General features: G+C 70.3%; 12 protein-coding genes. 9 read left to right on the forward strand and 3 right to left on the reverse strand.

All coding sequences use genetic code 11. The features are described 5' to 3' along the window. Positions 1-90: 90 nt before the first annotated feature. Positions 91-468: a nuclear transport factor 2 family protein gene (locus ACFVFQ_RS35945; protein ID WP_383424437.1), complete on the reverse strand. Its 378-nt coding sequence runs from the start codon at positions 466-468 to the stop codon at positions 91-93. Positions 469-855: 387 nt separating this feature from the next. Between ACFVFQ_RS35945 and ACFVFQ_RS35950 the strand changes: the two genes are divergently transcribed. The 6 genes from ACFVFQ_RS35950 (at position 856) to ACFVFQ_RS35975 (ending at position 8,703) form a co-directional block, all read left to right on the forward strand. Further along, on the forward strand, positions 856-1,845 hold the full coding sequence (locus ACFVFQ_RS35950) for a phosphatidylserine/phosphatidylglycerophosphate/cardiolipin synthase family protein (RefSeq protein WP_383424439.1): 990 nt from the start codon (positions 856-858) through the stop codon (positions 1,843-1,845). 727 nt (positions 1,846-2,572) lie between these two features. Further along, a complete protein-coding gene (locus ACFVFQ_RS35955; RefSeq protein ID WP_383424482.1) occupies positions 2,573-3,763 on the forward strand; it encodes a peptidase S8 in 1,191 nt (396 codons plus the stop codon). 341 nt (positions 3,764-4,104) lie between these two features. Next, positions 4,105-5,277, forward strand: coding sequence for an FAD-dependent oxidoreductase (locus ACFVFQ_RS35960; RefSeq protein WP_383424441.1), 1,173 nt, complete (start codon positions 4,105-4,107; stop codon positions 5,275-5,277). A 364-nt stretch (positions 5,278-5,641) separates the two neighbouring features. Beyond that, entirely contained in the window at positions 5,642-6,505 is an 864-nt protein-coding gene (locus ACFVFQ_RS35965; protein WP_383424443.1) for an oxaloacetate decarboxylase, read from the forward strand. Positions 6,506-6,640: 135 nt separating this feature from the next. After that, a complete protein-coding gene (locus ACFVFQ_RS35970; RefSeq protein WP_383424445.1) occupies positions 6,641-7,747 on the forward strand; it encodes a bile acid:sodium symporter family protein in 1,107 nt (368 codons plus the stop codon). An 11-nt stretch (positions 7,748-7,758) separates the two neighbouring features. Then, on the forward strand, positions 7,759-8,703 hold the full coding sequence (locus ACFVFQ_RS35975) for a phosphotransferase (RefSeq protein WP_383424447.1): 945 nt from the start codon (positions 7,759-7,761) through the stop codon (positions 8,701-8,703). A 37-nt stretch (positions 8,704-8,740) separates the two neighbouring features. Here ACFVFQ_RS35975 and ACFVFQ_RS35980 read toward each other — a convergent pair whose 3' ends face one another. Next, on the reverse strand, positions 8,741-9,784 hold the full coding sequence (locus tag ACFVFQ_RS35980; RefSeq protein WP_383424484.1) for a methyltransferase: 1,044 nt from the start codon (positions 9,782-9,784) through the stop codon (positions 8,741-8,743). 532 nt (positions 9,785-10,316) lie between these two features. On the opposite strand from ACFVFQ_RS35980, the gene ACFVFQ_RS35985 reads away from it, so the two are divergent. From ACFVFQ_RS35985 to ACFVFQ_RS35995, 3 genes are all read left to right on the forward strand, one after another. Continuing rightward, positions 10,317-12,617 carry an FdhF/YdeP family oxidoreductase gene (locus ACFVFQ_RS35985; protein ID WP_383424449.1) on the forward strand — a complete coding sequence of 767 codons (2,301 nt, stop codon included), beginning with the start codon at positions 10,317-10,319 and terminating at the stop codon, positions 12,615-12,617. 73 nt (positions 12,618-12,690) lie between these two features. Further along, positions 12,691-13,512: a formate dehydrogenase accessory sulfurtransferase FdhD gene (gene fdhD, locus ACFVFQ_RS35990; RefSeq protein ID WP_383424451.1), complete on the forward strand. Its 822-nt coding sequence runs from the start codon at positions 12,691-12,693 to the stop codon at positions 13,510-13,512. A gap of 30 nt (positions 13,513-13,542) precedes the next feature. After that, a complete protein-coding gene (locus ACFVFQ_RS35995) occupies positions 13,543-14,469 on the forward strand; it encodes a LysR family transcriptional regulator (protein WP_383424453.1) in 927 nt (308 codons plus the stop codon). Between the two features lie 84 nt (positions 14,470-14,553). On the opposite strand, the gene ACFVFQ_RS36000 is transcribed toward ACFVFQ_RS35995, so the two are convergent. Further along, on the reverse strand, positions 14,554-15,510 hold the full coding sequence (locus tag ACFVFQ_RS36000; RefSeq protein ID WP_383424455.1) for an amidohydrolase family protein: 957 nt from the start codon (positions 15,508-15,510) through the stop codon (positions 14,554-14,556). Positions 15,511-15,518 lie beyond the last annotated feature (8 nt).

The raw sequence follows: 15,518 nt of genomic DNA on the forward strand, positions 1-15,518 counted from the left end.
GGGACGTGAGACATCCCGCTCAACAGTCCGAGAGCCTCGCCTGTTACGGGCCACCAACCATCCCCCGATCAGTGGCCGAGTTGAAGAAGTTCACTTGGGCGTCGGGTGGAAGGCCAGCAGCTTCCAGCTCTGGCCGCTTCGCACCCATACGGCCAGCGTGACGTTGTTGAGCTGCTTCGCCTGCCCGTTGGAGGTGAGGTCGGCGTTCATCTCGCCGAGCACCAGCGCCGTGTCGCCGGTGACGGTGATGTGGTGCGCCGGGTGGTCGATGCGGTGGAAGTCCCACGCCCCCTCGCGCAGTTTGCGCAGATACGACTCGTAGGTGTCGGTCGCACCGTTGGTGTGGGTGTAGAGCAACTCCGGATGACACATTTCTGACAGAGCGTCAATATCCTGCGCGATGACCGCCGCAAACCGCTCCCGCTCCAGTCGCGCGATCGCCTCAACATCTCTCTCTAAGTCAGTCATACCCCGACGCTACCTCACCAAGATCGGCTACCACGCACAGTCACCAACCAAGCGGCCGGCCCCACTTCGCGCTCCGCGGCGGTGCGCGGGCGCCCGGACCAGAGGCTGACAAGGGGGCCAGACAGGCAAACTGACGATGAATCATCGTCGAACTCGCGAGAGGGCACGATCCCCGCAACTCGGACCCCGAACCAGCACAAAGGAAAGACGATCTTTAAACCCCCGAAATTTTATGGCAGTTGCTGTGCATTCGAACACACAACGCTTTACGCAACACTGCCCTTCTCTTCACCTAACTGGGCTTCAGCGGGTCTCGGGGCTGTGCCTTACTGGGGTGCGCTACGCGCGTTGCGCGCCTCCCCCCCCACTACGTCAGAGGAGAATCCGGTGAGCCCCACCCGCCGTTTGATACCCGCCCTGTGCGCAGGCGCCTTGGCCGCGGTTGGTGCCTTCGTGCCCGCCACCGCCCACGCCGCAAGCCCGTTCTCCCTGGTGATCCTCCCGGACCAAAAGGAGGGCCCGATCTACGACTTCGTCAACTCGGCGAAGAAGTCGATCGACGTGACCATCTACGAGCTGCGTGACACCACGCTCGTCAACGACCTGGTCAAGAAGCAGAAAGCGGGCGTCAAGGTCCGTGTGGTGTTCGACTCCCAGCACGCGGCCATCGACGGCGCCGCCTACAAGGCGCTGTCCGCGGCCGGCGCCGGGGTGACGTACTCGTCCTCGGACTACGTCTACACGCACCAGAAGACGATCACCGTCGACGGCGCCAAGTCGTACATCAGCACCGGCAATTTCGACACGAAATACTATGCGACCTCGCGTGACTACGGTGTCTTCGACACCGACAAGGCCGACGTCAAGGCGATCGAGAAGGTCTTCGACGCCGACTACGCGAAGACCGCCGTCACTCCGTCCGACGGTACCGACCTGGTGTGGTCGCCCACCGACTCGCAAAGCCACCTGCTGGCCCTCATCAAGGGAGCGAAACACTCCCTCGACGTCCAGCAGGAGGAGTTCGGCGACGCCACATTGGTGAATGCCGTCATCGCGGACGCGAAGCGCGGCGTCACCGTTCGCGTCGTCGCGGAGAACCAGCGCTCGAAGTACAGCAAGCAGCTCAAGAAAGTGACCGCCGCGGGCGGCAAGGTGAAGACGTATTCGAGCTCCACCGGCTACTACATCCACGCCAAGGCCATCGTGTCCGACTACGGCACCTCCGCCGCCAAGGTGTTCGCCGGCTCGGAGAACTTCTCCTCCAACTCCCTCAACCACAACCGCGAACTCGGCCTCATCGTCAGCGACACCGCGGTCATCAACGGCATCGAAAAGGCATTCAGCGCCGACTTCCAGAAGGGCTCCGGTCGGGCCTGACGCATCCCGGCCGCCGTCCTCCGGCGGCCACGTCGTCCGCACCCGACCCGGCGCAGACGCACCAAAGGCCCGAGGCCACCTACGAATATCGCGTATTCCGCGGTATTCGCAGCGGCTTCGGGCCTTTTGGCGCCGGGGCGGTGGTGTCGACCCGGGCCGCAGAGCGGGCCACCGACGTACCTGCGCGCTCCGGAGAGGGTGCCCCCGCCCCCAACGCTCCGTCACCATCAGCCGCCACGGCCGCTCCCCCGGCTCCCGAGCGGGGCAACCCTCCCTCACCCACCGGCCGTTCACCGCACCGAGGGAAAGCCTTTGCCGTAGCTCGGTGTCTCCTTGACGCAGAGTTCATTACTTTTCCCATAAGCCACCACTCACTGGGGTGGCATCACTGAGTGCACGTGCGCAACTCATCACCGGCAGGCCGGTGCACCCATGACGGGACGCCACATCTGCACGATCTGCAAGCGATTCACGCCGTGTCATGTCGATGTGCCACGTCGATGCCCTCTTGTCGATGTGTCATGTTCTTGACAGTCCCCTCCTGTGAAGAGCCTGCAGAGCAGGACCCCGAAAGCGTCCCCGTCCCCAGGCGCCGACTGCCGGTCCCTTCCCCACGGAGGTCATTCCCTTGCGTTCGCTACGAAAGGGCAGATCCGCACGCACGCAGGCACTGGCGCACCGCGCCGTACCGGTCCTGCTGTCGGCAGCAACCCTCGTCATCGGCGGCATGATCGCCGCCGCCCCGTCCAACGCCGCACCCGCGGCGCCCGCGGCCCACGCGTCCCCCGCGGTGGCGGCGCCCCACGCCAAGGTCCCCACCCACCGGCTGTGTGCGCAGCCGACCAAGCCCGGCTACATGGCGTGCAACGCGGTGGCTCGCACGGACATCACTCCACACCTCTCCCTACGCCCGCACGCCGCACCCTCCGGCTTCGGGCCCAGTGACCTGCAGAGCGCCTACAACCTTCCCCAGTCAGGCGGCTCCGGCCAGACCGTGGCGATCGTCGACGCCAACGACGACCCCAACGCGGAGCAGGACCTGGCGACCTACCGTTCCCAGTACGGCCTGCCCGAGTGCAGCACTGCCAACGGCTGCTTCCAGAAGGTCGACCAGGACGGCGGCACCAACTACCCCGCGGCGGACTCTGGTTGGGCCGGCGAGATCTCCCTCGACGTCGACATGGTCAGCGCGGCCTGCCCGTCGTGCCACATCCTGCTGGTCGAGGCCAACAGCGCCAACATGAGCGACCTGGGCACCGCGGTGAACCGCGCGGTCACCATGGGCGCCAAGTACGTCTCCAACAGCTACGGCGGCGGCGAGGACTCCACGGACGCCACCTCCGACGAGCAGTACTTCAACCACCCCGGCGTCGCCATCACGGTCAGCTCCGGTGACAGCGGATACGGCGTCGAGTACCCGGCGGCCTCCAAGTACGTCACCGCCGTCGGCGGCACCTCCCTCCAGCAAGACAGCAGCTCCCGCGGCTGGAGCGAGACCGTGTGGGGCTCCAGCGCCGGCGGCAACGGCGCCGGCTCCGGCTGCTCCCAGTACGACGCCAAACCTGCCTGGCAGCAAGACACCGGCTGTTCCAACCGCACCGTCGCCGATGTCGCCTCGGTCGCCGACCCGGCCACCGGCCTCGCGGTCTACGACAGCTACCAGGCCAGCGGCTGGAACGTCTACGGCGGCACCAGCGCGTCCTCCCCGTTCATCGCCGGCGTCTACGCCCTCGCCGGTACGCCGGGCTCGGGCGACACCCCGGCCTCGTACCCCTACAGCCACGCCTCCGCACTGAACGACGTCACCAGCGGCGCCAACGGCTCCTGCAACCCGTCGTACCTCTGCACCGCGGGCACCGGCTACGACGGCCCGACCGGCCTCGGCACCCCCAACGGCACCGCGGCCTTCACCAAGTGAGTCGCCGCGCAACGGCGTGCGGCACGGTGAGGACCCGGTGACGCCGTAGTCGTCAAACGGCCGTCCACCCCAACACAACCCAACAGCACGGTGCGACCGATCGTCACAGTCCGGCCCCTTCCGAGGAGCCGGACTGTGACGGTCTGCGGTGCACTGCCTGGTGCGTTCCCGGATCAGGGATGTCCAAGGCATGGTTGATGGCACCGCACGGCTGTCTGAGCCCAGGTGCGGCGGGCACAGCCGTCCCGTTCGCGTCCGATCCGTCCGGTCTGGGCAGGCCAGGGTCCATCATTGGTCCGGAAGGTCGCCCGACGGGAACCAGGCAGACGAGCGGAGTGAACGTGACACGCATATTGGTCATCGGTGGTGGGATCGCCGGTTCGGCGACGGCGTTGGCGCTGCACAAGGCGGGCTTCGACGTCACCGTGCACGAGGCGCACCCCAACACCGCCGAGGACATCGGGGCGTTCCTGACCCTGGCGAGCAACGGGATGCGTGCCGTGGCGGAGCTCGACGCCTCGGACGCGGTCACCGCGATCGGCTTCCCGCTGTCCTCCATGCGCCTGCTCGACGACCGGGGCACCGAGGTGGCGCACGCGCCCATGGGTGAGGCCGGCGATGCGCTGCTCCGGTACCGGTGTCTGCGCCGCGGCGAGTTGAACGCCGCCTTGCAGGGCGAGGTGGTCCGCCGGGGCATCGAGGTCAGGCACGGCGCGCGCCTGGTGTCCGTGGCGGACGGCCCCGACGAGGTGACCGCGCGGTTCGCCGACGGCAGCGCCGCGACGGGTGAGTTGCTCATCGGCGCGGACGGCCTCAACTCGACCGTGCGGCGCTCCCTCAACCCCGGCGCGATGCCCGCCTACGCGGGGCAGTGCGTCTTCTACGGCTACACGCGCAACACCCCGGTGGCGGAGGACACCGGCCACATCACCATGGTGCGGAACGGCGTCGGCACCTTCGGTTACGCGGTCTCGCCGGACGGGGAGACGTACTGGTTCGCCCGGGTCGCCCGCCAGGCGATCCCCGCCGAGGAGCTGGCGCACCCCACCCCGTCCCGCTGGCGCGACCAACTCCTCGATGTGCTGCGGAAGGACGCCTCCCCCGCCGCGGAGATCGTCGCGGCCACGACCGACGCCCTCATGGCCACCAACGCCACCGAGCTGCCGCCGGGCACCCGTTGGCGCTCTGGGCGGACGCTGCTCATCGGCGACGCCGCGCACGCGGCCTCGCCGGCGACGGGCCAGGGCGCCTCGATGGCGTTGGAGGACGCCGTCATCCTCGCCAAGTCCCTGCGGGACGCGCCCGATTCGGACGGCGCGTTGGCGCTCTACGAGGCGTGCCGCCGCCCGCGCGTGGAGCACAACATCACGGTCAGCGGGCAGCTCTCCCGCGGTACCCGCAATCCGGCCCGCCCCGGCCAGGCACCGGCCTCCCCACGCCCCGGCGACGACACGTTGGTCAGCCAACTGGCGTGGGACGTTGACCTGCGCACGGTGTGCGACGGAGTGGGTTGACCCCCGGCCCGCCCCGGGGCGTCGCGGCTCGTCGGCGCCCTGCCGGGCCACCAACGGCCCTGCGTTTGACGGCAGTTCGGACCGGGCGAGCGGCCGCGCGGGGAACGGCTCAAAAGCGACGCCTACCAGGGAGTATTACCAATCCATGGTTGTCACATGACCTTTTCTTTTCCTAACCTGCTCTCGCGAAGCGCGATAACCGCACTCCGTACGAGCCGGCCCGGACATCACAGAACCGGGGGCATGCTGCTCAAGCATGCCCCCGGTCGGTTCGGCCCGTGACGCATCGCACCGACCACCAGCTCTGGCAGGCAACGGGTCAGGCGCGACGCGCAACCCACGCGACCACGCATCGGAGGGTACCGTGAACCACCCCAACCGATTAAGAGCCGCGATCCAGGCGGATGGCACCACCCCGCTGATCGGCGTCTTCGACATGTTCTCCGCGTCTTTGGCGGCGCGTCACTACGACGGGATGTTCATCTCCGGCTTCGGCTTCGCCGCATCCCACTACGGCCTGCCGGACATCGGCTTCATCGCCTGGCCCGACATCGTCGCCTTCGTACAGCGGCTCCGACTGGCCTTCCCGCAACAGCACTTGCTGGTCGACATCGACGACGGCTACGTCGACCCGGAGACCGCGTGCCACGTCGTCCAACAGTTGGAGGCCGCCGGCGCCTCCGGCGTGATCCTGGAGGACCAGCAGCGTCCCCGGCGCTGCGGCCACGTCGACGGCAAACAGGTCCTGCCGCTGGAGGAGTACCTGGCCAAGCTCGACATGGTCCTCCAGGCACGGCGGGACCTGCTCGTCGTCGCCCGCACCGACGCCACCGAGGAGGAGGAAATCCTGCGCCGGGCCAAGGCACTGGCCGCGACCGACGCGGACGTGATCCTGGTGGACGGCGTCCGCAGCGTCGACTGGATCCACAAGGTCCGCCGCGTCATCGGCGACAAGCCGCTGCTGTTCAACCAGATCGCCGGCGGCAAGTCACCGCGGCTGTCGCTGACCGAGCTCGACCAACTCGGTGTCGACGTCGCCATCTACAGCACCCCCTGCCTCTTCGCCGCGCAGACCGCCATCGACCAGGCGCTGAGCGAGCTGAAGCAGGCTGACGGCCGGCTGCCGGAGCACCGTTCGGGCGCGGTCGGCGTCAACGAGTGCCTGGCACTGCTGGAGAAGAACATCAGCCGCCACCACGACCGGGTCCCGGTGAACGCCGCACACTGACGCCCGACGGCAGCACCGCACCACCTGCGCAGGGGCCGTGTCGCTCCCCCGGTACCGCCCGGTATCGGAAGCGGCCACGCGGCACGGCCCCTGCCTGGCTCCGCACCACTCCCCTCCCCTTCTGCCGGAGGAACCGTGCCGCATCCCGCTCCCGACCACGCCGCCCGCCGGGTCCTGCGCCGCGTCGACTGGTACATCGTCGCGCTGTTCTGCGTCATCGGCCTGGCCGCCCTCGTCCCGGCCGACGGCGCGGCCGCCGAGGGCGTCTCGCTCGCCGCCCGCCTGGCGGTCGGGCTGCTCTTCTTCCTCTACGGCGCCAGGCTCTCCCCGCAGGCCGCCCTCGACGGCGTGCGGCACTGGCGACTGCACCTCCCCGTCCTGGCCCTCACCTTCGTCGCGTTCCCGGCCGTCGGCCTGGCGGCCGGACTGCTGCCACACGGCGTGCTCGGCCCCGAACTGGCCGCCGGCGTCCTGTTCTTGGCCGTGCTCCCCTCCACGGTCCAGTCCTCCATCGCCTTCACCTCGATGGCCCGCGGCAACGTGGCCGCCGCCATCTGCTCGGCGTCCTTCTCCACCGTCCTCGGCGTCATCCTGACCCCGTTGCTGGCCGTCACCCTGCTCCGGCAGACCGGTGCCAGTCCCGGCGACGCCCCCATCACGCCGTCCCAACTCACCGACATCGCCGTCCAGCTCCTGTTGCCCTTCCTGGCCGGTCAGGCAGTGCGCCGCTGGATCGCCGACTGGCTGGGCAGGCACCGGGTGTTGACCACCCTCTGCGATCGCGGCTCGATCCTGCTCGTGGTCTACTCCGCATTCAGCCGGGGCGTCACCTCCGGAATCTGGCACCGCGTACCGCCGACCCAACTGCTGCTCCTGGCCGTGGTCTGCGCGCTGCTGCTCGCCTTCGCGCTGTCCGCCGCCCACGGCACCGCCCGCCTGATCGGCCTGCCCCGCGCCGACCGGGTCACCGCTGTCTTCTGCGGCTCCAACAAGAGCCTGGCCAGCGGCTTGCCGATGGCCACCGTGCTGTTCCCACCGGACCGGATCGGCATCACGGTGCTACCGCTGATGCTCTACCACACCCTCCAACTCGTCCTCTGCGCCTACCTGGCCCGCCGCTGGCCCGCACCGACGCCCGCACCGAGCGCGCCGACCACCCCACCCACCACGTCCACGCCCACGCCCTCGCCTGCGTCCGCGCCCGCTGCAAATGGGAGTGACGGTGCGCTGCGCCCTCACTAGGGTCGGCTCCCATGCGCTCCCGTCCCCCCTCCCTCCACGACGGCGTCATCGCAGACGCGGTCGCCAGGCACTGGCCGTCCGCCGATCCGGACCGCACCGGTCGCGGCGATATCGCCGAAATCACCTATCTGCCCTGGGGGTTCGGCGCCCATCACTGGCGGATGACGGGTACCGGCGGCACCCTCTTCGTGACGCTGGACCAGTTGGCGCCGCGGCACACCCGGGCGTCGTTGGAAGCGGCCTACGCGGGCGCGGCGGCGCTTTTTGCGGGCGGCCTGGCGGTGGTGTGCGCGCCGCTGCCCTCGCGTTCCGGCCGCTTCACCGTCGAGGTCGCGGGCGGCGCGCTCAGCGTGACGCCGTGGTTGGCCGGGCGGACCCCGACGGAGGCGGAGGCCCGCGAGCCGCACCATGTCCGCACCGTCGTCGCCGCGTTGGCCGCGCTGCACGGTGCCGAGCCGCCGAGTGGGCTGGGTGACTGGGCTCCCGTGGTCGGCCCTTCGTTCGCCGAGGAGTTGCGCGCCCGGACGGCCCGGCCGTGGGGCTCTGGCCCGCTGGGGGAGGAGGCGCGGCGCGCGATCGCCGCCCGCCGCGACGCGATCCGGCGCTGGACCGTCCGCTACCACGAACTGGCCGAGGTCGCGGTCACGCACCGGGACCGCTGGGTACCGACCCACGGTGAGCCGCACTTCGCCAACCAGCTCGTCGACGCCCGCGGTCTGCGGCTGGTCGACTGGGAGTCGTTGGTCCTCGCGCCGCCCGAACGGGACTACGGCGATCTGCTCGCCGCGGGTGCCGAGGTACCGCACGACCCGACGATGACCGAGTTATTCGCCCTCGACTGGCGACTCTCCGAAATCGCCGAATACGCACGGTGGTTCGCCTCGCCGCACACCGGCAACGAGGACGACCACACGGCGTTGGAGGGGCTGCACGAGGAGTTGGCGACGTTGGAGTGAGGCCCGCGGGGCCCGATGTGGGGCGGGCTCCGGCCGGTCAGGCCGGTGCCGCCTCGACCACGGAGAGCACCGTGGGCGTGGGCACCACGCGAGACAGGCGCAGGCCCGCCGCCGCGAAGAGTGCGGCGAAGTCCGCCTCGGTGCGCTCCCGGCCGGTGAGCGACGCCATCATCATCAGGTCCAACGCCTTGGCCTGGTGGGGCGCGTTGCCCGACGGCACCACGGCGTCCAGGACCAGGATCCGACCGCCCGGGCGCAGCGCGCGGCGGCAGTGGTCGAGGATGAGCGCGCTGCGCTCGTCGTCCCAGTCATGCAGGATGCGCTTGATCAGATGGACGTCGGCCGGGGGCACGGCGGTGAAGAAGTCACCGTCCGCCAGCGTCCACCGCCCGGCGATCGCCTCCTCGGCGCCCAGGCGGTGCCCGGCCAGGACGTGCGGCTGGTCGTAGAGGACGCCGTCCAGTCCTGGGTGGCGGCGCAGCACCTCCATGAGCAGGCCGCCGTGGCCGCCGCCCACGTCGACGACCGTGCCGGTCGTCGGGAAGTCGTAGGCGTCGGCCAAGGGGGCGTTCTCCGTGTCGGACATCGCGGCCATGCCGTCGTGGAAGACGGCGGCGGTGCGGTCGTCCTGCGCGAAGTAGTCGAAGAACGGCATGCCGAAGATGACGTCGAACGCGGAGGTTCCCTCGGTGAGGCAGCGGCTCATCTCGTTGGCGGGCAGCCACATCGTGCGGTCGGTGAGCATCAGGATGGCGGCGCGGGCGGAGTGCGGGGCGTCGCTGCGAAGTGCCTGGCCGGCCTCGGTCAGCCCGAACCGGCCCTGTTCGTCCTCGGCCACCACGCCCCTGGTGGCGAGGAGGCGCAGCACCCGGTAGAGGTTGCGGGCGTCCGTGCTCGTTACGGCGGCGAGTTCGGTGGGAGTGCGGGGGCCGTCGGTGAGGTGGTCGGCGACTTGCACCTCGGCCGCCGCGCGGAGGGCCGCGGGGTAGAGGAAGCCAAGGGCCTCGTCGGCGAGGAAGGCGGCGGAGCGCCGAAGGCGGGTGTCCGTGTCGGTGCCCTGGCCGGTCCTCCCGCCTGTCACCGCCGCTCGCTCCCCCTCGCCGCTGCCGTTGGTATTGCCCGCGTCCTGCTGCACGCCGTTCTCCTCCTCGGTCGCCCCGCTGCCTGCGGGGACTGGACTGCGACGGAACCAGGCAGGGAATGCCCGGACGGACGGTCCCGCGCGGGTCCCGCCCGCCGGTGAGGATGCCCCGCGAGGTCCGCCCCGATGCACCAACATCACCCCATGGCGCAGAGCCGACGACGGATTCGGGCCAGCATCCCGCCCTCCTTCCCCCCCCGCATAGCGAATTCGCTTCACCTCGCACACTTTCCACGGGAACGTCGATAGGCGCCCCTTATCAGCTCACAAGAAACACCTCTTTGACTTCCCCTGCGGGCGCTTGGAGACTCGTCAGGGCCGGCCAGGCAGCGTCGACGTCCCGGTACGGGAGATGCGGGCGCGGCGGCCCGGCGTGCGACTTCGGTGCCCAACTCGGGCGCATCCCGGCGTTGTTCATCGGCCCGGGCATGCCCATGTGCACGGAAAGCAGCAGAAGGGGACGGAGCAGACCATGAGCGGCAACGAGGGTCCGATAGACGACCCGGTCGACGACCTGTCGGTGACCGAGCCCAAGACGTGGGCGACGGGCGTGCCCGCGGTCACCCACGCGCTGCACTACTCGCTCTCCCAGACCTCGGTGCGCCGCACCGCGCTGACGCTGCTGAACATCAACCAGGCCAAGGGCTTCGACTGCCCGGGCTGTGCCTGGCCCGAACCCGGGCCGGGGAAGCGGCACTTCAACGAGTACTGCGAGAACGGCGCCAAGCACATCAGCGACGAGGCCACCGGGCGGCGCATCGGCGCGGACTTCTTCCGCCGGCACTCGATCGCGGAGTTGGGGCGGGCATCGGACTACTGGCTCAACCAACAGGGTCGGCTGACCGAGCCGATGGTGAAGCGGCCCGGCGCGAGCCACTACGAGCCGATCGACTGGGACGCGGCGCTCGGCCTGATCGCCGACGAGCTGCGCCGGCTCGACTCCCCAGACCAGGCGTTGTTCTACACCTCGGGGCGGCTCAACAACGAGGCCGCGTTCCTGTTGCAGTTGTTCGCCCGCGCCTACGGCACCAACAACCTGCCCGACTGTTCCAACATGTGCCACGAGTCGAGCGGGTTCGCGCTCCAGGAGACGTTGGGCATCGGCAAGGGCAGCGTCTCGCTGGACGACATCCACACCGCGGACCTGATCTTCGTCGTGGGGCAGAACCCCGGCACCAACCACCCGCGGATGCTCTCCGCGTTGGAGGAGACCAAGCGCAACGGTGGCCGGGTCATCGCGGTCAACACGCTGCCCGAGGCCGGTCTGATCCGCTTCAAGCACCCGCAGAAGGCGCGGGGCGTGATCGGTCGTGGCACCGCGATCGCCGACCAGTTCCTGCACATCCGCGCCGGCGGTGACCTGGCCCTGTTCCAGGCACTCAACCGGCTGCTGTTGGAGGCGGAGGACGCGGCGCCAGGCACCGTTCTCGACCGGGCGTTCATCGACGCCCACACCACCGGCTTCGCCGACTTCGCGGCCCAGGCACGGACGGTCTCCTGGGACGATGTCCGCACCGCCACCGGGCTGTCCCGCGAGGAGATCGAGCGGGTGCACGAACAGGTCCTGGCGAGCGGGAAGGTCATCGTGTGTTGGGCGATGGGCCTGACCCAGCACAAGCACGGCGTGCCCACGATCCGCGAGATCGTCAACTTCCTTTTGCTGCGCGGAAATGTGGGCAGGCCGGGCGCGGGGGTGTGCCCGGTCCGCGGCCACAGCAATGTGCAGGGCGACCGCACGATGGGCGTGTGGGAGCAGATGCCGAAGGAGTTCCTGGACGCCCTCGGGCGGGAGTTCGGCTTCACCCCGCCGGCGCGGCACGGCCTGGATTCGGTGGGCGCCATCCGGGCCATGCGCGACGGCGGGGCCACGGTCTTCCTCGGCGTCGCCGGCAACTTCGTGCGGGCCACTCCGGACAGTGCCGTCACCGAGGACGCGATGCGGCGGTGTCGGCTCACCGCGCACATCTCCACCAAGCTCAACCGCTCGCACGCGGTGTGCGGCGAGACCGCGCTGATCCTGCCCACGTTGGGCCGCAGCGACCGGGACGTCCAGGCGAGTGGCGAGCAGTTCTACACGGTCGAGGACTCGATGAGCGAGGTGCACGCCTCCCGCGGCAAGCTGCCTCCCGCCTCGCCACAACTGCTCAGCGAGGTCGCCATCATCAGCCGACTGGCGCGCCGGACGCTGGGCTCCGAACCGGCCATCCCCTGGGAGGAGTTCGAGGCCGACTACGGCACCGTCCGGGACCGGATCGCCCGCGTCGTCCCCGGCTTCCAGGACTTCAACGCCCGGGTGGCCCGACCGGGCGGCTTCCGCCTGCCCAACCCCGTCAACGAGCGGGTCTTCCGCACCCCGAGCGGCAAGGCGGTCTTCACCCGCAACGCGTTCACGATGCCCGAGATCCCCGAGGGGCATCTGCTGTTGCAGACGCTGCGCTCCCACGACCAGTGGAACACCGTCCCGTACGCGCCGAACGACCGTTACCGCGGCATCCACAACGCCCGCCGGGTCGTGCTCGTCAACCCGGCCGACCTGGCGGCGCTCGGCCTGGCCGACCGGGACGTGGTGGACCTGGTGAGTGTCTGGCGGGACGGCGTGGAACGGCGGGCGGAACGGTTCGTGGCGGTCTCCTACCCCACCACCCGCGGCTCGGCCGCCGCCTACTACCCCGAGACCAATGTCCTGGTCCCCCTCGACAGCGTGGCCGACTTCAGCAACACACCCACCTCGAAGAGCGTGCTGGTCCGCCTGGAACGCGTCGCGGCGGCCTGAACGTCCCGGCCCGCGGGCCGATTCCGCACGGCCACCGGCGGCGCACGCCACACGACAGGAGGAGGAGCCGACCATGGGGCGAGTGACGGTACGACGGAGGGTGTTGCGGGTGCGGGAGGGCGTGCCCACGCAGCGCCCGGACACCCTGGCGGCCGAGGAGCCGATGGAGATCCGGGTCGGCGGGCGTCCGCTGACCGTGACCATGCGCACCCCCGGCGACGACTTCGATCTCGCGGCCGGGTTCCTGGTGAGCGAGGGCGTGGTGCACCGGGCCTGTGACGTGACGGGCATCCGCTACTGCGCCGGCGCCACCGCGGACGGCGGCAACACCTACAACACCGTCGACGTCGCCCTCTCCCCCGGCGTCGCCGCCCCGGACGCCTCGCTGGAGCGCAACTTCTACACCACCTCCTCGTGCGGGCTGTGCGGCAAGGCCAGTCTGGACGCCGTGCGCACCACGGCGCCGTGGTCGGTGTCCGGGGATACGCTGCGCATCTCGCCGGCGGCGTTGGCGGTGCTGCCCGATCAACTGCGCGCCGCGCAGCGGGTGTTCGACCGGACGGGCGGTCTGCATGCCGCCGGGTTGTTCGGGGCCGACGGCGAGCTGTGGTGCCTGCGCGAGGACGTGGGCCGGCACAACGCGGTGGACAAGGTCGTCGGCCATGCGCTGCGGGCGGGCCTGCTCCCGTTGCGCGGAACGGTGTTGATGGTGAGCGGACGGGCCTCGTTCGAACTGGTCCAGAAGGCCGTGATGGCGGGCATCCCGCTGCTGGCCGCCGTCTCCGCGCCCTCCTCGCTCGCCGTCGACCTCGCCGAGAAGAGCGGCCTGACTCTCGTAGGCTTTCTCCGCGGCCAGTCGATGAACGTCTACACGGGCGCCGAACGGCTCAGTTGACCCCTGACACCTGACTCCCGGGAGCGTGCGATGTTGTTCCGCCAACTCGAATATCTGGTGGCACTCGCCCGGGAGCGGCACTTCGCCCGCGCCGCCCAGTCCTGCTACGTCTCCCAACCCGCCCTGTCCGAGGCACTGCGCAAACTGGAGGAGGAACTGGACGTGTTGCTGGTCCGGCGCGGTCGGACCTACGAGGGCCTCACCCCCGAGGGCGAGCGCATCGTGCGGTGGGCCCAACGCATCCTGGCCGACCGGGACGCCCTCAAGGGCGAGGTGGACGCCCTGCGCACGGGCCTGAGCGGGCGCCTGCGGATCGGCTCGGTGCCCACCGCCTCGGGCGCCGTCTCGCTGCTCACCGCGCCGTTCTGCGCGGCGCACCCGCTGGCCACCGTGGACGTGCTGGCGGACCTGCGCGCGGACGACATCCTCCGTCAACTGCAGAACTTCGAGATCGACGCCGGGATCACCTACCTGCCCGAGGAGACGTCCGACCAGTTCCACACGGTCCCCCTCTACGAGGAGCGGTATGTGCTGCTGACCGGCGTCGCCGACGACCTCGCCCGGCGCTCGACCGCGACCTGGGCCGAGGCGTCCCGCCTGCCGTTGTGCCTGCTGACCAGGCGGATGCAGGGGCGGCGGGTGCTGGACGAGGTGTTCGCCGACGGCGGTCTGCAACCGGTTCCCAGGGTCGTGACGGACTCGGTGGCCTCGCTGTTCGCCCATGTCAGGACCGGGCAGTGGGCCAGCATCGTGCCGCATGCCTGGCTGCACGTCTTCGGCGTCCCGCACGGCATGCGGGCAATCCCGTTGGTGGAGCCCGTCCACACCACTTCCATAGCGCTGGTGATCACCGCCCGGGAACCCGGTTCGGCCATGGCCCGAGCCCTGCTGGAGACCGCCCAACGCACCGACGTCGCCGGGGTGTTGGACACCCTGCCGGGCCATCCCCCGCTCTGATGCCAACGCCCGGACCGCGCTCCGTGGCCAGCTTGGGCCGCCGCTCCCGAAGCGGGCGCGCCGCCGCCGACCGCGACTCCTGACTCAGCGGGCCAGGCGCGGGAAGAGCACTTCGGCGTTGCCGCGGTCGATCGCTTCGGCCTGGCCGGGGGCGTAGTCGGGATAGGTCTCCAGGAAGTGGTTGTAGTAACTGCCGGCTTCCTGGGGCGCGAAGGGCCAGTCACTGCCGTAGAGGACGTGGCCGGGTTCGGCGAAGGCGAGCAGGGCGGGCAGCGCGCTGGGGCTCGCGGCCAGTGCGGTGTCGAAGTAGAAGCGCTTGAGGTCGCGCAGGACTTCGTCGGAGGGGCGGTCGGGGTCCGTGGCGAGGGGCGCCAGTCCCGAGAAGCGGTAGGCGGCGTAGGGCAGGAAGCCGCCGCCGTGGGAGAGGATCACGCGGACGTCGGGGTGGCGGCTCATCACGCCGTTGAGCACCAGGTTGAGGGCGGTGCGGGTGGTGTCGAAGACGTAGTCGGCGAGCGGGGCGGGAGTACCGGGCAGGAGGGGCATCGGGGGCTGGGCGGGGTGGATGAAGACGGTGGCCCGACGCCGGTCGAGCTCGGCCCAGAGGGGCGCGAAGTCGGGGTCGCCCAGGTAACGGCCGTGCACGTTGGACATCAGCACGACCCCGTCGGCGCCCAGGGTGTCGAGCGCGTGGACCGCCTCGGCGACGGCGGCATCGACGTCGGGCAGCGGGATGCTGGCGAAGTGACCGAAGCGGTCGGGATGGTCCTTGACGACCTCGGCGCCGTACTCGTTGACGGCGCGGGCCAGCGTGCGGGCGTTGACGTCGGCGTCGGCGCCGGTGTCGAGGTGGACGCCGGGCGAGGTGACCGAGAGCACGCCGGTGGCGATGCCCTGCCGGTCCATCATCGCGATCGCGCTGCTCGGGCTCCAGGCCGGGATCGGCCAGCCACCGGAGTCCAGGCCGCGCGCGGCGAGGGCGTCGGCCCAGACGGGCGGGACGATGTGCTGGTGAACGTCGATTCGGGCGGGGAAGCCCATGATCCTTC

Source organism: Streptomyces sp. NPDC057743 (genome assembly GCF_042798755.1).
In the GTDB taxonomy this organism is placed as follows: Bacteria; Actinomycetota; Actinomycetes; order Streptomycetales; family Streptomycetaceae; genus Streptomyces.